This window comes from Massilia niastensis DSM 21313 (genome assembly GCF_000382345.1).
GTDB lineage: Bacteria > Pseudomonadota > Gammaproteobacteria > Burkholderiales > Burkholderiaceae_D > Telluria > Telluria niastensis.
On sequence record NZ_KB908085.1, the window covers coordinates 39,407 to 60,171 of the forward strand.

Annotated in this window: 17 protein-coding genes and 1 tRNA gene; 17 read left to right on the top strand and 1 reads right to left on the bottom strand. The window is 65.8% G+C overall.

The window, feature by feature from the left end:
• Nucleotides 1-2: 2 nt before the first annotated feature.
• From H162_RS0107785 to H162_RS0107860, 15 genes are all read left to right on the top strand, one after another.
• Nucleotides 3-1,049: a RodZ domain-containing protein gene (locus H162_RS0107785; protein WP_020652895.1), complete on the top strand. Its 1,047-nt coding sequence runs from the start codon at nucleotides 3-5 to the stop codon at nucleotides 1,047-1,049.
• 7 nt (nucleotides 1,050-1,056) lie between these two features.
• Entirely contained in the window at nucleotides 1,057-2,352 is a 1,296-nt protein-coding gene (gene ispG / locus H162_RS0107790; protein WP_020652896.1) for a flavodoxin-dependent (E)-4-hydroxy-3-methylbut-2-enyl-diphosphate synthase, read from the top strand.
• Nucleotides 2,353-2,394: 42 nt separating this feature from the next.
• Nucleotides 2,395-3,732, top strand: a complete 1,338-nt coding sequence (gene hisS, locus H162_RS0107795) for a histidine--tRNA ligase (protein ID WP_026354374.1) — start codon at nucleotides 2,395-2,397, stop codon at nucleotides 3,730-3,732.
• Between the two features lie 78 nt (nucleotides 3,733-3,810).
• Complete coding sequence (locus H162_RS0107805) at nucleotides 3,811-4,467, top strand: YfgM family protein (RefSeq protein WP_020652898.1); 657 nt, start codon at nucleotides 3,811-3,813, stop codon at nucleotides 4,465-4,467.
• 93 nt (nucleotides 4,468-4,560) lie between these two features.
• On the top strand, nucleotides 4,561-5,715 hold the full coding sequence (gene bamB, locus H162_RS0107810; protein WP_026354375.1) for an outer membrane protein assembly factor BamB: 1,155 nt from the start codon (nucleotides 4,561-4,563) through the stop codon (nucleotides 5,713-5,715).
• Nucleotides 5,716-5,724: 9 nt separating this feature from the next.
• Complete coding sequence (der, locus tag H162_RS0107815) at nucleotides 5,725-7,068, top strand: ribosome biogenesis GTPase Der (protein WP_020652900.1); 1,344 nt, start codon at nucleotides 5,725-5,727, stop codon at nucleotides 7,066-7,068.
• 142 nt (nucleotides 7,069-7,210) lie between these two features.
• Nucleotides 7,211-7,447 carry an RNA chaperone Hfq gene (gene hfq, locus H162_RS33135; RefSeq protein WP_026354376.1) on the top strand — a complete coding sequence of 79 codons (237 nt, stop codon included), beginning with the start codon at nucleotides 7,211-7,213 and terminating at the stop codon, nucleotides 7,445-7,447.
• Between the two features lie 32 nt (nucleotides 7,448-7,479).
• A complete protein-coding gene (gene hflX / locus H162_RS0107825; protein WP_084676962.1) occupies nucleotides 7,480-8,691 on the top strand; it encodes a GTPase HflX in 1,212 nt (403 codons plus the stop codon).
• A 3-nt stretch (nucleotides 8,692-8,694) separates the two neighbouring features.
• Nucleotides 8,695-9,978, top strand: a complete 1,284-nt coding sequence (gene hflK, locus H162_RS0107830; protein ID WP_026354377.1) for an FtsH protease activity modulator HflK — start codon at nucleotides 8,695-8,697, stop codon at nucleotides 9,976-9,978.
• Nucleotides 9,978-10,850, top strand: coding sequence for a protease modulator HflC (gene hflC / locus H162_RS0107835; RefSeq protein WP_026354378.1), 873 nt, complete (start codon nucleotides 9,978-9,980; stop codon nucleotides 10,848-10,850). Before hflK ends, hflC begins: the two co-directional genes overlap by 1 nt.
• 310 nt (nucleotides 10,851-11,160) lie before the next feature.
• A complete protein-coding gene (locus tag H162_RS0107840) occupies nucleotides 11,161-12,315 on the top strand; it encodes an ATP phosphoribosyltransferase regulatory subunit (protein ID WP_026354379.1) in 1,155 nt (384 codons plus the stop codon).
• Nucleotides 12,316-12,318: 3 nt separating this feature from the next.
• Complete coding sequence (locus tag H162_RS0107845) at nucleotides 12,319-13,635, top strand: adenylosuccinate synthase (protein WP_020652906.1); 1,317 nt, start codon at nucleotides 12,319-12,321, stop codon at nucleotides 13,633-13,635.
• Nucleotides 13,636-13,677: 42 nt separating this feature from the next.
• The gene (locus tag H162_RS0107850) at nucleotides 13,678-14,217 is read left to right on the top strand and encodes a phosphoribosyltransferase (RefSeq protein ID WP_020652907.1); all 540 of its coding nucleotides are present in this window, start codon (nucleotides 13,678-13,680) and stop codon (nucleotides 14,215-14,217) included.
• Nucleotides 14,218-14,369: 152 nt separating this feature from the next.
• Nucleotides 14,370-14,966, top strand: coding sequence for a MarC family protein (locus tag H162_RS0107855; RefSeq protein ID WP_020652908.1), 597 nt, complete (start codon nucleotides 14,370-14,372; stop codon nucleotides 14,964-14,966).
• Nucleotides 14,967-15,050: 84 nt separating this feature from the next.
• Nucleotides 15,051-17,069 carry a hybrid sensor histidine kinase/response regulator gene (locus tag H162_RS0107860; protein ID WP_051109896.1) on the top strand — a complete coding sequence of 673 codons (2,019 nt, stop codon included), beginning with the start codon at nucleotides 15,051-15,053 and terminating at the stop codon, nucleotides 17,067-17,069.
• A gap of 83 nt (nucleotides 17,070-17,152) precedes the next feature.
• Here H162_RS0107860 and uvrB read toward each other — a convergent pair whose 3' ends face one another.
• Nucleotides 17,153-19,240 (bottom strand): excinuclease ABC subunit UvrB, encoded by a 2,088-nt coding sequence (gene uvrB, locus H162_RS0107865; RefSeq protein WP_020652909.1) that lies wholly within the window; start codon nucleotides 19,238-19,240, stop codon nucleotides 17,153-17,155.
• A gap of 106 nt (nucleotides 19,241-19,346) precedes the next feature.
• Between uvrB and H162_RS0107870 the strand changes: the two genes are divergently transcribed.
• Together H162_RS0107870 and H162_RS0107875 are read left to right on the top strand one after the other, a co-directional pair.
• Nucleotides 19,347-20,561, top strand: coding sequence for an amino acid aminotransferase (locus tag H162_RS0107870; protein ID WP_026354382.1), 1,215 nt, complete (start codon nucleotides 19,347-19,349; stop codon nucleotides 20,559-20,561).
• Between the two features lie 112 nt (nucleotides 20,562-20,673).
• Nucleotides 20,674-20,749 (top strand) — tRNA-Asn (locus H162_RS0107875).
• The last annotated feature ends 16 nt before the right edge of the window (nucleotides 20,750-20,765 follow it).

Consider the following 20,765-nt stretch of genomic DNA (forward strand, 5'->3'; position numbering starts at 1 on the left):
CAATGAACGAGCATGCAGACCAGCCGGCCGCACCAGGCAACAACTCCGGCATTCCGGGCAAGACCCTGCAGTCCCAGCGCGAAACGCTGGGCTGGACCGTGGAGCAGGTGGCCGACCAGCTGAAACTGGCGCCGCGCCAGGTGGTGGCGCTGGAAGCCGGCGACTATGCGTCGCTGCCCAGCCCGGCCGTGACGCGCGGCTTCGTGCGCGCCTACGCCAAGCTGCTCAAGATCGACGCCGCGCCGCTGGTGGCGATGATCGAGCTGAACATGCCGCCGCAGGCCCAGGCAGGCGCCCCGATGGCGCGCCGCGAGCAGCGCCCGGCCGCCTTCAACGAAACCCGCTTCCCGATCGGCGGCAAGCGCAACCGCGTGCCGCTGGGCTGGATCGCCGCCGCCGTGGTGGTGGCTGCCGCCGCGGCCGCGGCCTGGCAGTTCGGCCTGATCGGCGCCAGCCAGCCGCAGGGCGACGCCAATCCGGCCGACGGCCTGGCGACGCCTGGCGGCACCGTGCTCGAGGCGCCGGCCGCCGGCGCACCGGCCAGCGGCGCGCAGGAACCGGTCCACAATCCCTCGGTGCCGCTGATCTCGGTGCCGGCGCCGGGCGGCACCGCACCGGCGACGGCCCCGGGCGCGGCGCCGGCCGCTCCGGCGACCACTCCCGGCGCGGCGCCGGCCACGCCGCCGGCAACGCCTCCGGGCGCCGCCGTTCCTGGCGCCGCGCCGGCAAGCCCGGCAGGCGTCCCGCCCGCAGCGGTACCTGCCTCGGGAACCGCCGCGACGGTCTCCGCAGTACCGGCCGCGGCCGGCACGAACACCCTGGTCCTGAACGTGCGCGAAGATTCCTGGATCGAAGTGCGTACCGCGAAGGACCGCCGTGCGCTGATCGCGCGCCTGGTCAAGGCCGGCAGCACCGAGAGCTTCGAACTGGCCGAGCCGGTGAACCTGGTGGTCGGCAAGCCCTCGGCCGTATCGGCAAGCCTGCGCGGCTCGGGCGTCGAGCTGCCCTTGGCGCCGGGCAAGACTTACGCGCGTGTCGCACTGAAATAAGCGAACCATGGAACAGATGACTTCCCTGAACGAAGCCTGCCTCGCCGGTCCGATCCCGTCCGGCCCGCTGGCGCGCAGCGCCCGCCGCAAGGTGCTGGTCGCGCATGGCGCGCGCCAGGTCTGGGTGGGCGGCGACGCGCCGGTGGTGGTGCAGTCGATGACCAACACCGACACCGCCGACGTGATCGGCACCGCGATCCAGGTCAAGGAACTGGCGCGCGCCGGTTCCGAGATCGTGCGCATCACGGTCGACACGCCGGCGGCGGCGGCGGCCGTGCCGGCGATCCGCGAACAGCTCGACCGCATGGAGGTCGACGTGCCGCTGGTGGGCGACTTCCACTACAACGGCCACCTGCTGCTGCGCGACTATCCCGAGTGCGCCCAGGCGCTGTCGAAGTACCGCATCAACCCGGGCAACGTGGGGCAGGGCGCCAAGCGCGACACCCAGTTCGCCCAGATGATCGAGATCGCCGCGAAATACGACAAGCCGGTGCGCATCGGCGTCAACTGGGGCAGCCTGGACCAGTCGCTGCTGGCGCGCATCATGGACGAGAACGCCTCGCGCGCCACGCCGTGGAGCGCCCAGGCCGTGATGTACGAAGCCCTGATCACCTCGGCGATCGAGAACGCCGTGCGCGCCGAAGAAGTCGGCCTGGCGCGCGACAAGATCATCCTGTCGTGCAAGGTGTCGGGCGTGCAGGACCTGATCGCGGTCTACCGCGAACTGGCGCGCCGCTGCGACTACCCGCTGCACCTGGGCCTGACCGAGGCCGGCATGGGCAGCAAGGGCATCGTGGCCTCGACCGCCGCGCTGGCGGTGCTGCTGCAGGAAGGCATCGGCGACACCATCCGCATCTCGCTGACCCCGGAACCGGGCGGCGACCGCACCAGGGAAGTGGTGGTCGGCCAGGAAATCCTGCAGACCATGGGCCTGCGCAAGTTCACCCCGATGGTGATCGCCTGCCCGGGCTGCGGCCGCACCACCTCGACCGTGTTCCAGGAACTGGCCGACAACATCCAGACCTTCCTGCGCGAGCAGATGCCGGAGTGGAAGAAGACCTATCCGGGCGTGGAAGCGATGAACGTGGCGGTGATGGGCTGCATCGTGAACGGTCCGGGCGAGTCGAAGCACGCCAACATCGGCATCAGCCTGCCGGGTACCGGCGAGTCGCCGGCCGCGCCGGTGTTCGTCGATGGCCAGAAGTTCGCGACCCTGCGCGGCGAGCGCATCGTCGACGAGTTCAAGACCATCGTGCTGGATTACGTCAAGAAGAACTATAGCCGCGAGGCCGTGGCGCAATAAGCGCCGCAGGCCTGGGCGCGAGCAGATACTGAAGGTATAACAATGTCCAAACCAGAAAAAATCCTTGCCGTCAAAGGCATGAACGACATCCTGCCGGCCGATGCGCCGCTGTGGGAACTGTTCGAGAACACCACCGAAACGATCCTGAAGAGCTACGGCTACCAGAAGATCGTCACCCCGATCGTCGAGGAAACCGGCCTGTTCGCGCGCGCCATCGGCGCCGTCACCGACATCGTCGAGAAGGAAATGTATTCCTTCACCGACTCGATGAACGGCGACGCCCTGACCCTGCGCCCGGAAGGCACGGCCAGCGTGGTGCGCGCGGTGCTCGAGCATAACCTGGTCTACGATGGTCCGAAGCGCCTCTGGTACAAGGGCCCGATGTTCCGCCACGAGCGTCCGCAGCGCGGCCGCTACCGCCAGTTCTTCCAGTTCGGCGCGGAAGCGGTCGGCTTCTCCGGCCCGGACATCGACGCCGAGCTGATCATGCTGTGCCGCCGCCTGTGGGACGACCTGGGCATCGCCAACGTGCGCCTGGAACTGAACTCGATCGGCAACGCCGACGAGCGCCTGCGCCACCGCGTCGACCTGATCGCCTACTTCGAGAAGAATGCCGACATCCTCGATGCGGAAGCCAAGCGCCGCCTGCACAGCAACCCGCTGCGCATCCTCGACACCAAGAACCCGGCGATGCAGGAAATGGTCAACGGCGCCCCGCGCCTGCTCGACTACCTGGGCGAGGAATCGATGGCCCACCTCGACGGCCTGAAGAAGATCCTCGACCGCAACGCGGTGCAGTACACGATCAACCCGCGCCTGGTGCGCGGCCTGGACTACTACAACCGCACCGTGTTCGAGTGGGTCACCGACGAGCTCGGCTCGCAGGGCACCATCTGCGCCGGCGGCCGCTACGATCCGCTGATCGAGACCTTCGGCGGCAAGCCGACCCCGGCGGTCGGTTTCGCGATGGGCATGGAGCGCATCATCGAGCTGATGAAGGCGGCCGGCGAGCCGGCCGAGCCGAACCAGTGCGACGTCTACATGGTCCACCAGGGCGAGGAAGCGCAGATGCAGGCCTTCATCCTGGCCGAGCGGATTCGGGATGCCGGCCTGGATGTTGTGTTACATTGCGCAACGCCGAGCGGTGCTGGCAGCTTCAAGAGCCAGATGAAGAAGGCCGACGGCAGCGGCGCGGCATTTGCCGTGATCATCGGCGAGGACGAAGTGGCGAACAAGGCCGCGGCGGTCAAGTCGATGCGCGGCGAAGCCGGCGAGCAGCAGCAGTCCAGCGTGCCGTTCGAGGACGTGGTCGACTACCTGGTCGACCAGATCGTGGGCGGCCACGACCATGACCACGAGCACGTGCATTACCATCCGTAACAAGCAGGAAGCAATTCGCAGGCAGCACCGGAACCGATCCACTGTTAAACCAATAAAAGCGCAGGCACGAACAGACACATGGCATACGATCTCGAAGAACAGGAACAGATAGCATCCTTCAAGGCCTTCTGGTCCAAGTACGGCAATATCATCACCTGGGTGCTGATCCTGGCGCTCGGTTCCTACGCCGCCTGGAATTTCTGGGGCTCGCACAAGCGTACCCAGGCCGTCGAAGCCTCGGCCCTGTACGACGAACTGCAGGCCTCGCTGCTGGCGAACGACAACGCCAAGGTGCAGCGCATCGCCGGCGACCTCCAGAAGAAGTACGAGGGCACCGCCTACTCCCAGATGAGCGCGCTGGCCGCGGCCAAGACCGCATTCGAAGCGAACGACCTGAAGACCGCCAAGGCCCAGCTGCAATGGGCGGCCGACAACGGCAACGACGAGTACAAGTCGATCGCCCGCCTGCGCCTGGCCGGCGTCCTGCTGGACGAGAAAGCCTACGACGCGGCCCTGAAGCTGCTGGGCGGCGAATTCCTGCCGCAGTTCAGCGCCGAAGTGAACGATCGCAAGGGCGACGTGCTGGTCGCGCAGAACAAGCTGGCCGAAGCGCGCCAGGCCTATGTCGCGGCCCTGGCCGCCATGGACAAGAACAATCCGGGCCGCCAGCTGGTCCAGATCAAGCTCGAAGCCATCGGCGGCAGCGTCCCGGCTGAGCCGAAAGCAGCCGCGTAACAGCCCTGAATCAGTCGGCCCGCGCGCGCCTTCGGGTGTGCGCGGGCTTTGCGCCCTCTATAGTCCAGAGTCCAGAAACAAGGTAAAAAGAATATGCGTATTAGCAGGAAGCTCGTTGGTGTTGGTGTACTGGCCCTGATGACGGGCTGCTCGACCATCAGTTCGCTCAATCCCTTCTCCGGCAAGCCAAAGGGCGACCAGCCGGCCAAGCTGGTCGAGCTGAAGGCGTCGATGGCGGTGCGTACCGCGTGGAAGCTGGATATCGGCAAGGCGCGCGGCTACCAGTTCTCGCCTGCGCTGACCGGCAACACCGTGGTGGTGGCCGGCGCCGACGGCGACATCGCGCGCGTCGAGGCCGCCAACGGCCGCCAGTTGTGGAAGATCAAGGCCGGCACCGACCTGACCGCCGGTGTCGGCACCGACGGCAACCTGATCGTCGTCGGCGGCGCCGACGGCATGCTGCTGGCCTTCGACATGGACGGCAAGGCGCTGTGGAAGACCCAGCTGTCGAGCGAGCTCCTGTCGGCGCCGGTGGTGGGGCAGGGCATCGTCGTGGCGCGCAGCCTCGACAACCGCATCGTCGGCTTCGACGCCAAGACTGGCGAAAAGAAATGGACCGTGCAAAAGGTCGCGCCGCCGCTGACCCTGCGCATCGCGCCGGGCATGGTGATCGCCGGCACCGACGTGATCGTCGCCCAGCCGGGCGGCAAGCTGTCGTCCCTGATCCTGGCCACCGGCGCCCCGCGCTGGGACGTCGAGGTCGGCGTGGCGCGCGGCACCACCGAACTGGAACGCGTGACCGACATCGGCGGCGCGCCGACGGTGTTCGAGAACGACGTCTGCGCCGTGTCCTACCAGGGCCGCGTGGGCTGCTTCGACCTGAGCACCGGTTCGGCGCGCTGGACCCGCGAGCTGTCCTCCGAAGTCGGCGTCGCGGTCGACCAGCGCTTCGTCTTCGCCCCGGACGAGAAGGGCGCGCTGAACGCATTCGCCCGTGATACGGGCGCCAGCAGCTGGAAGAACGACAAGCTGTCCTTCCGCCGCCTCTCGACCCCGGTTTCCTACGGACGGGCAGTGGCGGTCGGCGACTACGAAGGCATCGTGCACTTCCTGTCGCGCGAGGACGGCACATTCCTGGCTCGCGCCGCTACCGACGGGAGCCCGATCGTGGGCTCGCCGGTGGTGGCCGGCTCGAACCTGATTTTTCAAACACAAAATGGAACTGTGGCCGCCATCGCGGTCGAATAGAATAAGTACATGAAGCCGGTAATCGCACTCGTGGGTCGTCCCAATGTCGGGAAGTCGACCCTGTTCAATCGCCTGACACGTTCGCGCGACGCGCTCGTGGCCGACCTCCCTGGCCTGACCCGCGACCGCCACTACGGCGAAGGCCGGGTCGGCGACCGCCCATTCCTGGTCATCGACACGGGCGGTTTCGAACCGGTCGCCAAGGAAGGCATCATGCACGAGATGGCGCTGCAGACGCGCCAGGCCGTGGCTGAAGCCGACGTCGTCGTGTTCATCGTCGACGGCCGCCAGGGCCTGACGCCGCACGACAAGACCATCACCGATTACCTGCGCAAGTCGGGCCGTCAGGTCATGCTCGTGGTTAACAAATCGGAGGGCATGAAGTACACCGCCGTGACCGCCGACTTCTACGAGCTCGGCATGGGCGACCCGTACGTCATTTCCGCCGCCCACGGCGACGGCGTGCACGACCTGGTGCGCGAAGCGCTCGACATCGCCTTCGCCCAGCGCCCGGGCGACGAGGAAGAGCTCGCGCCGGCCGACCACGGCATCAAGATCGCCATCGTCGGCCGCCCGAACGTCGGCAAGTCGACCCTGATCAACACCCTGGTCGGCGAGCAGCGCGTGATCGCGTTCGACATGCCGGGCACCACCCGCGACTCGATCGAGGTGCCATTCGAGCGCGACGGCAAGAACTACACCCTGATCGACACCGCCGGCATCCGCCGCCGCGGCAAGATCTTCGAGGCGATCGAGAAGTTCTCGGTGGTCAAGACCATGCAGTCGATCTCGGACGCCAACGTCGTCATTCTTTTGCTCGATGCGCAGCAGGATATTTCCGAGCAGGATGCACACATTGCCGGCTTCATCCTGGAAGCGGGCCGGGCGCTCGTGGTCGTCGTCAACAAGTGGGACGGCCTGCAGTCGGACCAGCGCGACCAGGTCAAGACCGACCTCGACCGCAAGCTCGACTTCCTCGGCTTCGCCAAGACCCATTTCATTTCGGCGCTGAAGGGCACCGGCGTGACCCAGATGATGAAGTCGGTCGAAGCTGCCTACGCGGCCGCGACCGCCAACCTGTCGACGCCGCGCCTGACGCGCGCGCTGCAGGAAGCGGTCGAGAAGCAGGAGCCGAAGCGCAAGGGCAGCACCCGTCCGAAGATGCGCTATGCGCACCAGGGCGGCCAGAACCCGCCGATCATCGTCATCCACGGCAACGCGCTGGAAGGGATCACCGAACCTTACAAGCGTTACTTGGAGAAACATTTCCGCGAGACCTTCAACTTGGTGGGGACGCCCTTGCGCATTGAGCTGCGTAGCGGCAAGAATCCTTTTGCCAAGGAGCAGAAATAGGACGTAGCGGCACGACAAAAAACGGCAAAACAGGTTACAGTAGCTCAGGGCTTTTCATTCGCGACAGCAGAATGTGGCCTTGACTCTTGAAAACTGGCAAAACGCCTCAACTTTTAAACTACAACAACATTACGGAGCTGTTATGAGCAACAAAGGGCAACTGTTACAAGACCCATTCCTCAACGCCTTGCGCAAGGAACATGTCCCGGTTTCGATTTATCTCGTCAACGGAATCAAACTCCAGGGCCATATCGAATCCTTCGATCAATACGTCGTTTTGCTTCGTAATACCGTTACCCAGATGGTCTACAAGCATGCCATTTCCACCGTCGTGCCGGCTCGCGCCGTCAACCTTAACCTCGACTCCGAAGCCGAGTAAGGCCGATGGCTGACGCCCCCGGCAACACCACCATGCGCGCAGCGCTGGTCGGCATCGATTTTGGTGCTGGCGACTTCAACGCCAGCCTGGAAGAGCTGTCGCTGCTTGCGCGCTCCGCCGGCGCCGAACCGATCACCACGATCAGGGCGAAGCGCGCCAGTCCGGATCCCGCCCATTTCGTCGGCAGCGGCAAGGCCGACGAAATCGCCATGGCCTGCAAGGCCGACGGCCTCGATATCGTCATCTTCAACCATGCGCTGTCGCCGGCGCAGCAGCGCAACCTCGAGCGCCGTCTCGAGAAGCGCGTGATCGACCGCACCAGCCTGATCCTCGACATCTTCGCCCAGCGCGCCAAGAGCCACGAGGGCAAGCTGCAGGTCGAACTGGCCCAGCTGCAGCACCTGGCCACGCGCCTGATCCGCGGCTGGACCCACCTTGAACGCCAGAAGGGCGGTATCGGCCTGCGCGGTCCCGGCGAAACCCAGCTCGAGACCGACCGCCGCCTGATCGGCGAGCGCGTCAAGATGCTGCGCACGCGCCTGACCAAGCTGCGCAAGCAGCACGAAACCCAGCGCCGCGCGCGCGGACGCAACCAGACGTTCTCGGTGTCGCTGGTCGGCTATACCAATGCCGGCAAGTCGACCCTGTTCAACACCCTGACCAAGGCCGGCGTCTATGTCGCGAACCAGCTGTTCGCCACCCTGGACACCACCAGCCGCCGCCTCTACCTGGGCGAGGAGGTCGGCAGCATCGTGATTTCCGACACCGTCGGTTTCGTGCGCGAGCTGCCCCACCAGCTGGTCGCGGCCTTCCGCGCCACCCTCGAGGAAACCATCCACGCCGACCTGCTGCTGCACGTGGTCGACAGTTCCTCGCCGACCCGCATGGAGCAGGTCGAGCAGGTCAACGAGGTGCTGCGCGAGATCGGCGCCGATCATGTCCCCCAGATCCTGGTCTGGAACAAGATCGATGCCGCCGGGCTGGAACCGGGAATCGAGCGTGATGAATATGATAAGATCAGCCGAGTGTTTATCAGCGCCCACAGCGGCGCCGGCCTGGATCTGCTGCGCGACGCCATCGTCGAGGCGGCATTGTCCGGGCCTACGCCGGCTGCGCCAGGTCTGACGAATACGAATGTGCAGGACGAAGCCTTGGGCTTCGCCGAGGACGACCCGTCGGTGGGCGGTTCCCTGGGCGGTCCTGCCGATAATATGTCAACTTCCACCCATGTCGGGCCACACTAGCCTATGCTTGTTTCCTTACTAAAACGTTTCGGCATCAAATTGTCGCTGAACGATCCCCGCTGGGGCCGCAACCCAGACGACGACCGCAAGGCCCAGGAGGGCCGCCGCCCGGGCGAGGGGCCGCCCGACCTCGATCAGCTCTGGCGTGACTTCAACGCCCGCCTGAACCGCATGTTCGGCAACCGCGGCAATGGCGGCGACAGCGGCGGCTCGCCCGGCCGCGGCGACATGCGCGGCGCCAGTGTGACCGCTACCGTGGTCGCCGTGATCGTCGGCCTGATCTGGCTGGCGAGCGGCGCCTTCATCGTGCAGGAAGGCCAGACCGGCGTCGTCACGACGTTCGGCAAGCTGAGCCACACGACCACTCCGGGTTTCAACTGGCGCTGGCCGTATCCGTTCCAGTCGCACGAGACCGTCAACGTCTCGCAGATCCGCACCGCCGAGATCGGCTACCGCGCCAACGTGCGCAACAAGCAGCCGCAGGAAGCGCTGATGCTGACCGATGACGAGAACATCATCGACATCCAGTTCGCGGTGCAGTACACGCTGAAGGATCCGGTCGCATGGCTGTTCAACAACCGCGACCAGGACGAGACCGTGCGCCAGGTGGCCGAGACCGCGATCCGCGAAGTGGTCGGCAGGAGCAAGATGGACTTCGTGCTGTACGAGGGCCGCGAGAAGGTCGCGGTCGACGTCCACACCATGATGCAGGGCATCGTCGACCGCTATGCGCTCGGCGCCCTGATCACCAACGTGACGATGCAGGGCGTGCAGCCGCCGGAGCAGGTGCAGAGCGCCTTCGACGACGCCGTGCGCGCCGGCCAGGACCGCGCCCGCGCCCGCAACGAGGGCGAGGCCTACGCCAACCAGGTGATCCCGCAGGCGCGCGGCCAGGCCTTCCGCCTGCAGCAGGACGCCGAAGCCTACCGCTCGATGGTGGTGGAGAACGCGACCGGTAACGCCTCGCGCTTCAACCAGGTGGTGGCCGCCTACGCCAAGGCGCCGGCCGTCACCCGCGACCGTATCTACATCGACACGATGCAGCAGATCTTCACCAGCACCAGCAAGGTCATGGTCGATACGCGCGCCAACAACAGCATGATCTACCTGCCGCTCGACAAGCTGATGGCCCAGGTCGCCGCCGGCGACGCCGCCGTCGGCAGCAAGTCCGGTCCGGTGCAGGTGCCGCAATCGACGCCGCCGGCCGATGTAACCCAAGCCCTGGATTCGGTGCGCCAGCGCGACGAGCGCAGCCGCGATTCCTCACGTGACCGGGAGAGCCGTTAATGAACCGCCTCGTAACTCTTTTCGTGGCGGGCTTCATCGCCCTGATGCTGCTGTCGTCCACGGTCTTCGTGGTCGACCAGCGCCGCTTCGCCATCGTGTTCGCACTGGGCCAGGTGCGCGACGTGATCACCGAGCCGGGCCTGCACTTCAAGCTGCCGCCGCCGTTCCAGAACGTGATCTACCTGGACAAGCGCATCCTGACCCTCGACACGCCGGACGCCGACCGCTTCATCACGGCCGAGAAGAAGAACATCCTGGTGGATGCCTTCGTCAAGTGGCGCATCGTCGATCCGCGCCTGTACTTCATCAGCTTCAGCGGCGACGAAGGCCGCGCGCGCGACCGCATGTCGCAGATCGTCAAGGCGGCCCTGAACGACGAGATCACCAAGCGCACCGTGCGCGAAGTGATTTCCGGCGAGCGTGGCCGCGTGATGGAATCGGTGCGCGACAAGGTCGTGGCCGAAGCCAAGGAGATCGGCGTCGGCATCGTCGACGTGCGCCTGAAGCGCGTGGACTACATCGAGCAGATCAACAACTCGGTGTACGAACGCATGCGCGCCGAGCGCGTCCGCGTGGCCAACGAACTGCGTTCGACCGGCGCCGCCGAGTCCGAGCAGATCCGCGCCGACGCCGACCGCCAGCGCACCGTGATCATCGCCGAAGCCTTCCGCGAGGCCGAGAAGATCAAGGGTGACGGCGATGCGAAGGCATCGGTGATCTATGCCGACGCGTTCGGCAAGAACCCGGAGTTCGCCAAGTTCTACCGCTCGCTCGAGGCGTATCGCGCCAGCTTCAAGTCGCATGGCGACGTGATGGTGATCGATTCGAACTCGGAGTTCATGAAGTACTTCAAGGCGCCGGGCAGCAAGTAGCAGGCAGGGGGGACGGCAAGCCGTCCACGCTGCCAGTTCATGCAGACAAGGGCTCCCGCGCAGGCGGGGGCCCTTGTTTCGTGCCGCAGGCTTGCCGCACGCCTCAGGCCCCACAAGACGCTTTTCCCGGCAATAAGCACGCGTAAACACCCGCGCAAACAGTGGCAAATTGCCAACCTGCCGCCCCGTTCCGCCTGCATCCCCGCCTGCGACTCCCCATTTTGAGGTAAAATTGCCGATTCGGCGTTAGCGCCGCGCGTCGGCACGTCTGTTGCCGCCATTAACAAAAAATCCCACTACGCTGTCGCCTATGCCGAATTGGCTATTGCCTGAGAATATTGCCGACGTCTTGCCGTCCGAAGCACGCAAGATCGAGGAACTGCGCCGCCTGATGCTCGATAACTTCCGGCTGTACGGCTACGAGCTGGTCATGCCGCCGCTGCTGGAATACGTCGAGTCGCTGCTGGCCGGCGCCGGCCAGGATACCGAGCTGAAGACCTTCAAGGTGGTCGACCAGCTCTCCGGTCGCCTGCTCGGCCTGCGCGCCGACATGACCACCCAGGTCGCCCGCATCGACGCCCACCTGCTGAACCGCGATACCGTCACCCGCCTGTGCTACGCCGGCAGCGTGCTGCATACCCGTCCGTCGGGCCTGCACGCCACCCGCGAGCCGCTCCAGATCGGCGCCGAGATCTACGGCCACGCCGGCCTCGAAGCCGACGCCGAGATCCAGGAACTGGCGCTGGGCTCGCTGGCCCTGGCTGGCTTCACCGAGGTGCGTCTCGACCTGTCCCACGTGGGCGTGCTGCGCGCGCTGCTGGCCGAAGATGACGCCGCCCGCCGCGACGAGACCCAGCTGTACAGCCTGCTGCGCCTGAAGGATGCCGCCGGGCTGAACGAGATCTCGCAGAACTACGCCCCGCAGACCCGCAAGGCGCTGCTGGCGCTGCCCCAGCTGTACGGCGACATCGACGTGCTGGCGAAGGCGCGCGAAGCGCTGCCGCAGCTGCCGGGCATCACCCGCGCGCTGGCGGAACTGGCCGCGCTGGCCGGCTCGGCCCTGGGCCGCGCCGACGTCGCGATCGACCTGGCCGACCTGCGCGGCTACCAGTACGAGAGCGGCGCCATGTTCGCGCTCTACGTGCCGGGCCTGCCGAACGCGGTGGCGCGCGGCGGCCGCTACGACCATGTGGGCGAAGCCTTCGGGCGCGCGCGTCCGGCGACCGGCTTCTCGCTCGACCTGCGCGAACTGGCGCGGCTGCTGCCGACCGCCGAGCGCAAACACTCCATCCGCGCACCCTGGGGCAATGCCCCCGAGCTGCGCGAAAAAATCGCTGACCTGCGCAAGGCAGGCGAAGTCGTGATCCAGAGCATGCCGGGTCACGACAATGTTCAGGACGAGTTCGAGTGCGACCGAGTGCTCGTCCTCGAAAACGGAAATTGGATTCTCAAAAACTTAGGTTAAGTGATGTCAAATACTAACGTGGCAAAGAACGTCGTTGTCATCGGCACCCAATGGGGCGATGAAGGCAAAGGTAAGATCGTCGATTGGCTCACCGACCACGCCGCCGGCGTGGTGCGTTTCCAGGGCGGCCATAACGCCGGCCATACCCTGGTGATCAAGGGCCAGAAGACCGCGCTGCAGCTGATCCCTTCGGGTATCATGCGCGAAGGCGTGGCCTGCTACATCGGCAACGGCGTCGTCGTCTCGGTCCCTGACGTCATGCGCGAAATCGACAAGCTCCAGGCTGCCGGCATCGAAGTCGTGTCGCGCCTGAAGATCTCGGAAGCCTGCCCGGCGATCCTGCCTTACCACGTCGCCATCGACGTCGCCCGCGAAGCCAAGCGCGGCGTCAACAAGATCGGCACCACCGGCAAGGGCATCGGCCCGGCCTACGAAGACAAGGTGGCGCGCCGCGCGATCCGTATCGCCGACATGCTCAACGAGACCCGCTTCGCCGAAAAGCTGAAGGAAAACCTCGAGTACCACAACTTCGTGCTGACCAACTACCTGGGCGGCACCGCGATCGACTTCCAGAAGACCTTCGACGACGCGATGGCCCTGGTGCCGCGCCTGCGCCCGATGGTCGGCGACGTCTCGTCGGCCCTGTACGCCGCGCACAAGGCCGGTGGCAAGCTGCTGTTCGAAGGCGCCCAGGGTTCGCTGCTGGACGTCGACCACGGAACCTATCCGTTCGTCACCTCGTCGAACTGCGTGGCCGGCAATGCCGCCGCCGGCGCCGGCGTGGGCCCGAACATGCTGCACTACATCCTCGGCATCACCAAGGCCTACACGACCCGCGTGGGTTCGGGTCCGTTCCCGGCCGAGCTGCCGACCGACGCCGGCGTGGGCGAGCACCTGTCGCGCGTGGGCCACGAGTTCGGCACCGTGACCGGCCGTGCGCGCCGCTGCGGCTGGTTCGACGCCGCGCTGCTGCGCCGCTCGGTCCAGATCAACGGCGTGTCGGGCATGTGCCTGACCAAGCTCGACGTGCTGGACGGCCTCGAGTCGCTCAAGCTGTGCACCGGCTACAAGATCGACGGCCGTACGGTCGACATCTTCCCGGTCGGCGCCGAGGAAGCCGCCCTGTGCGAGCCGGTGTACGAGGAAATGCCGGGCTGGACCGACAGCACCGTCGGCGCCAAGTCGATGGACGACCTGCCTGCGAACGCGCGCGCCTACATCAAGCGCATCGAAGAGCTGGTCGGTGTCCCGGTCGACATGGTGTCGACCGGCCCGGACCGCGAAGAAACGATCGTGCTGCGCCACCCGTTCGCGGCATAAAGTAAAACTATTCAAGACAGAAGAAACCGGAGTACCTGAATCATGACCACCCCTGCATCGACCGACAATGACCTCTGGGTTTCGTGGGATGAATACCACCGCCTGATCGAGCGCCTGGCGCTCAAGGTGTACGAATCGGGCTGGAAGTTCGATATGGTGCTGTGCCTGGCGCGCGGCGGCGTGCGTCCCGGCGACGTCTTCTCGCGCATCTTCGACGTGCCGCTGGCGATCCTGTCGACCAGCTCCTACCGCGAGGAAGCCGGCACCAAGCAGGGCGACCTGGACATCGCCAAGTACATGACGATGACCAAGGGTCCGCTGTCGGGCCGCGTGCTGCTGGTCGACGACCTGGCCGACTCGGGCGTTACCCTGCAGAAGGTGATCACCCACCTGACCGAGAACTTCAGCGGCGTCACCGAAGTCAAGTCGGCCGTCATCTGGGTCAAGGGTACCTCGTCCTTCCGTCCGGATTACCACCTGGACGACCTGCCGCACAACCCGTGGATCCACCAGCCGTTCGAGGACTACGACGGCCTGCGTCCGCACCAGCTGGCGGCATGGATGAAGAAGTTCGAGAAGTAATCGACTTTCGCTGAAGGCTGAAAGATCGAAGGCAGGGAAGGGCGCGAGCCTTTCCCTGCCTTTTTCGTTCGGACCCCCGACATGCCGGGCCCGGATGGCCATTCTGTTAATATTGCGACACTTTCCATGTCGGGCGTCAACAAAAAGAATCCATGACCCAAAGTTTTTTCCAGACCTTCATCCTGCTGTTGCTCGTCACTGACCCCTTCGGCAACGTCCCCCTGTTCGTCGCGGCGCTGAAGGACACGCCGCTGCAGCGCCGTCCGCGCATCGTGGTGCGCGAATGCGCGATCGCCTTCCTGCTGCTGCTGGTGTTCATGTTCTTCGGCCAGCACTTCCTGGCCGCGCTGCACCTGAGCCCGATCGCGCTGCGCATCGGCGGCGCCGTGATCCTGCTCATCATTGCAATCCGCATGATCTTCCCCCATCCGGACGGCGTCCTCGGCCGCAACGAGCACGGCGAACCCTTCATCGTCCCGCTGGCGATTCCGGCGCTGGCCGGGCCCTCGGCGCTGGCCACCGTGCTGCTGTTCAGCGCCGACAGCTTCACCGAGACCATGGTCCACGTGGCCGCGCTGGCGGCGGTGGGCGTGGTGTGGCTGGCCGTGTTCCTGAGCGCCGAGCGCCTGCAGCAGAAGCTGGGTCCGCAGGTGATGACCGCTTTCGAGCGCCTGATGGGCCTGATCCTGACCGCGATGTCGGTCGAAATGCTGCTCGGCGGTATCCGTGAGTTCGTCAAGACGCTGTAATCCAGTCGTGCGGGCGGGAAAGGCCAAATCTGGCACACTTTCCCCGACGCGGGTCGCGCGTCATCCACCTGGACCATGACAAGAATGAAGCAGGAACACGCCATACCTTCCGAGTGGCTGCCCTTCCTCAGCGGGGGCGGGACGATGGGCGCCATGATGCGCTCGCACGACTGGTCGGCCTCGCCGCTCGGGCATCCGCGCACCTGGCCGCAGGCGCTGCGCACCGTGGTCGGGCTGATGCTCAATTCAAAGTTTCCCATGTTCGTGGCCTGGGGCCCGGAGCTGGGATTCCTGTACAACGATTCCTACGTATCGGTGCTGGGCGGCAAGCACCCGGCCTCGCTGGGCATGCGCTTCCACGACATCTGGGCCGAGATCTGGGACGACGTGCACCCGCTGATCGTGCGCGCGCTGAAGGGCGAGGCAAGCTACATGGACCGCCTGCCGCTGCTGATGAACCGGCACGGCTATGACGAGCAGACCTGGTTCCGCTTTTCGTACTCGCCGGTGCGCGACGAGGGCGGCACGGTCGCCGGCATGTTCTGCGCCTGCGTCGAAATGACGGGCGAGGTGCTGGCCGAACGCTACCGCGAGGAGGAAAACCAGCGCCTGGTGACCCTGTTCGAGCAGGCGCCGGGCATCATCGCCGTGCTGCGCGGGCCGAACCACGTGTTCGAGCTGACCAACCGCTCCTACCTGCAGCTGATCGGCCACCGCCAGCTGGTCGGCAAGCCGGCGCGCGAAGCGCTGCCCGAAGTGGCGGGGCAGGGCTTCTTCGAGCTGCTCGACCAGGTGTACCGGACCGGCGAGCCCTTCGTCGGCCATGCCGAGCCGCTGCGGGTGCAGCGCGATCCCGACGCGCCACTGGAAGAGCGCTTCATCGACTTCGTCTACCAGCCGATCCGCGGCCCCAAGGGGGAAGTGGAGGGCATCTTCGTCGAGGGTAGCGATGTCACGGTGCGCAAGCGGGTCGAGGACGAGCTGCGCGCCGCGAACCACCACAAGGACCAGTTCCTCGCCATGCTCGCCCACGAGCTGCGCAATCCGCTGGCGCCGATCACCACCGCGGCGCAGCTGCTCCAGCGCGGCACCCTCGATCCGGCCGCGGTCAAGCGCGCCAGCGACATCATCGCGCGCCAGGCCGAGCACATGACCTCCCTCGTGAACGACCTGATGGACGTGTCGCGCGTGACCCGCGGCCTGGTCACGATCGAGAACGAGAAACTGGACGTGCATGAACTGGCGGCCGAGGCGATCGAGCAGGTGCGCCCCCTGCTCGACGCGCGCCGCCACGCCTTGAGCGCCGAGATTTCCTCGGAGCCGCTGCATGTCGAAGGGGACCGCACGCGCCTGATCCAGGTGCTGTCGAACATCCTGAACAACGCCGCCAAGTACACGGCGCCGGGCGGCAGGATCGCGCTGCGCGCCTTGCCCGACGGCGGCGAGGTCCTGATCGCGGTACGCGACAACGGCCAGGGGATCGATCCCCAGGTCCTGCCCTACATCTTCGACCTGTTCACGCAGGCCGAGCGCACGCCCGACCGTTCGCAGGGCGGCCTCGGCATCGGCCTGGCGCTGGTCAAGAGCCTGGCGGCGCTGCACGGCGGCCGGGTCGAGGCGCATAGCGAGGGGCTGGGCAAGGGCAGCGAGTTCGTCGTGCGCCTGCCGCGCCTGGCGGAGCAGCCCGGGCCCGGGATCTCCCCCGCGGCCGACCTGCCGGCGGCCGGACGGGCCGCCCGCGTGCTGATCGTCGACGACAACGCCGACGCCGCGCAGATGCTGGCGACCCTGCTGGAGATGCATGGGCATGCCGTCAGCGTCGAATACGACGGCAAGGGAGGGCTGGTGCGTGCGCGCGGCGAACGGCCCGAAGTGGCGCTGCTCGACATCGGACTGCCGGACATCGACGGCCACGAACTGGCGCGCAAGCTGCGCGCGATGCCGGAGATGCGGGGCGCGATCCTGGTGGCGCTGACCGGCTACGGCCAGGTCGAGGACCAGCAGCGCGCCCACGATGCGGGCTTCGACCATCACATGGTCAAGCCCGCCGACCTGTCCAGGCTGCTGGCCCTGCTGGCCGGGGTGCGCGCGCACCAGGCCTGAACCGGCCGGGCTGCGGGTCCGGAATCCGTGCGCGGGCCTGGCGCGGAGCCGGGTGCGCGCCGGCTCCGGCATGGCCCCAGGATTTACTTGCCCAGCATCGACACCACGTTGTCCGCACCCGGCGCCCCGAACGCCTGCTGCTTGAGGACATGCAGCTGGTCCCGCACCTGCGCCGCCTTCTCGAACTCGAGGTTCTTGGCGTGGTCCACCATGAGTTTCTCGAGGCGCTTGATCTCCTTGCCGATCTGCTTCTCGCTCATCGCCTCGACCTTCGCGGTCTCCTTCGCTTCCTCGAGCATCTCGCGCGCCGCGTTCGGGCTGTAGACGCCGTCGATCATTTCCTTGATCTTCTTCTGCACGCCCTTCGGCACGATGCCGTTCGCCTCGTTGAACGCGATCTGCTTGGCGCGGCGGCGTTCGGTCTCGTCGATCGCGCGCCGCATCGAGTCGGTCACGTGGTCGGCGTACAGGATCGCCACGCCGTTCAGGTTACGCGCCGCGCGCCCGATGGTCTGGATCAGCGAGCGCTCGGAACGCAGGAAGCCTTCCTTGTCCGCGTCCAGCACCGCCACCAGCGACACCTCCGGCAGGTCCAGGCCCTCGCGCAGCAGGTTGATCCCGACCAGCACGTCGAAGGTGCCCAGGCGCAGGTCGCGCAGGATCTCGACCCGTTCCACGGTCTCGATGTCGCTGTGCAGGTAGCGCACCTTGATGCCGTGGTCGCCCAGGTATTCGGTGAGCTGCTCGGCCATGCGCTTGGTCAGCGTGGTCACCAGCACGCGCTCGTCCTTGGCGATGCGGTCGTTGACCTCGCTCATCAGGTCGTCGACCTGCGACAGGGCGGGGCGCACGATGATGCGCGGGTCGACCAGGCCGGTCGGACGCACCACCTGCTCGACCACGTTGTCGGCATGCTCCTTCTCGTACTCGGCCGGCGTCGCCGACACGAAGATCGTCTGCCGCATCTTGCTCTCGAATTCCGAGAACTTGAGCGGCCGGTTGTCCAGCGCCGACGGCAGGCGGAAGCCGTAGTCGACCAGGTTCACCTTGCGCGAACGGTCGCCGTTGTACATCGCGTTGAGCTGGCCGATCATCACGTGCGACTCGTCCATGAACATCAGCGCGTCCTTCGGCAGATAGTCGATCAGGGTCGGCGGCGGTTCTCCCGGCATCGAGCCGGACAGGTGGCGCGAGTAGTTCTCGATGCCCTTGGTGAAGCCGATCTCGGCCAGCATCTCGAGGTCGAAGCGGGTGCGCTGCTCGAGGCGCTGTTCCTCGATCAGCTTGTTTTCCTTGCGGAAGTAGTCGAGGCGGTCGCGCAGTTCGGCCTTGATCGACTCGACCGCCTTCAGCACGGTGCCGCGCCCGGTCACGTAGTGCGAGCCCGGGTAGACGGTGAAGCGCGGGATCTTCTGGCGCACGCGGCCGGTCAGCGGGTCGAACAGCTGCAGCGATTCGATCTCGTCGTCGAAGGTCTCGACCCGGATCGCCAGCTCGGCGTGCTCCGCCGGGAAGATGTCGATGGTGTCGCCGCGCACGCGGAACGACCCGCGCGAGAAGTCCATCTCGTTGCGCGTGTACTGCATCTGGATCAGGCGCGCGATGATGTCGCGCTGCGCCACCTTGTCCTTGTGGCGCAGGGTCAACACCATCTTGTGGTATTCGTCCGGATTACCGATACCGTAGATGGCCGACACCGTGGCGACGATGACCACGTCGCGGCGCTCCATCAGCGACTTGGTGCACGACAGGCGCATCTGTTCGATGTGCTCGTTGATCGACGAGTCCTTTTCGATGAACAGGTCGCGCTGCGGCACATAGGCTTCCGGCTGGTAATAGTCGTAGTAGCTGACGAAGTACTCGACCGCATTCTGCGGGAAGAACTCGCGGAACTCCGAATACAGCTGGGCCGCGAGCGTCTTGTTCGGTGCGAACACGATGGCCGGGCGGCCCGCGCGCGCGATCACGTTGGCCATCGTGTAGGTCTTGCCCGAACCCGTCACGCCGAGCAGGGTCTGGTACATCAGGCCATCGTCGATGCCCTCGATCAAGCCCGCGATCGCGGTCGGCTGGTCGCCGGCCGGCGCGAAGGGCTGGTGCAGCTTGAAGGGGGAGTCCGGGAAGGTGATGACGGTTGGTTCGGGAGAATTTGCGATGGATAGATCAGCCATACTTTCAGACCTTTGCTAGAATGAGGATCCGCTTGCGGCCTTGCAGCATAAGGGCCGCTGTCTATACAACCGCTGCGAACCCAGCCGACAAACTTAGTTTATCACGATGACTTCCACTGCCTCTGCCAGCCTTTTCGGCGCCATTGAAATGGCTCCGCGCGACCCGATTCTCGGTATCACCGAAGCCTTCAACGCCGACACCAACCCCAACAAGATCAACCTCGGTGTTGGCGTTTACTATGACGACAATGGCAAGGTGCCACTGCTCGCCTGCGTGCAGAAAGCGGAAGCGAAACTGATGGAACAGCTGACGCCGCGCACCTACCTTCCGATCGACGGACTGGCGGCGTACGACAAAGCCGTGCAAGAGTTGGTATTTGGGGCCGACAGCGCCGTAATTCAAGAGAAGCGTGCGGTGACCGTGCAAGCCCTGGGCGGCACCGGCGCACTCAAGATCGGCGCCGACTTCCTCAAGCGTTTCTCGCCGGAAGGTACCGAGATCTACATCAGCGATCCGAGCTGGGAAAACCACCGTGCGCTGTTCGAAAGCGCCGGCTTCAAGGTCAACAACTACACCTATTACGACCCGGCAACCCGCGGCGTGAACTTCGAGGGCATGCTGGCCGCACTGAAGGCCATGCCGCGCGGCGCGATCGTCGTGCTGCACGCCTGCTGCCACAACCCGACCGGCGCCGACCTGAGCCAGGACCAGTGGGGCCAGGTGATCGCCGCCGTGCTCGAAGGCGGCCTGGTGCCCTTCCTCGACATGGCCTACCAGGGCTTTGCCGCAGGCATCGCCGAAGATGGCGCCGTGGTGCGCCGCTTCGCCGAGACCGGCACGCCGCTGCTGGTGTCGAACTCGTTCTCGAAGTCGTTCTCGCTGTACGGCGAGCGCGTCGGCGCGCTGTCGATCGTCGCCACCAGCGCCGACGAGGCTGCCCGCGTGCTGTCGCAGCTCAAGCGCGTGGTGCGCACCAACTACTCCAGCCCGCCGACCCACGCAGGCAAGGTGGTCGCCACCGTGCTGGCGAATCCGGAACTGCGCCAGCTGTGGGAAGAAGAACTGGCCGGCATGCGCGTGCGCATCCGCGAAATGCGCGGCGCCATGGTCGAGAAGCTCAAGGAAAAGGCCCCGGGCCAGGACTTCGAATTCGTGCGCAAGCAGGTCGGCATGTTCTCGTACTCGGGCCTGACCAAGGAGCAGGTCGGCAAGCTGCGCGACGAATCGATCTACGCAGTGGACACCGGCCGCATCTGCGTCGCCGCGCTGAACTCGAAGAATATCGATCGCGTCGTTGACGCAATCGCCAAAGTTCTCTAAAATCTTGGCTCTCTGGAACTGATGTAGTTCTTTCCAGAGAGTAGCAAGTGTGTTCTGGTGAAACAGGGTAGTTTGACAGACGTGTTTCATCAGCCATATAATGCTTACCTATTCCCTGATAGCTCAGTCGGTAGAGCGACGGACTGTTAATCCGCAGGTCCCTGGTTCGAGTCCAGGTCGGGGAGCCAGATTTTCGAAAGGCCG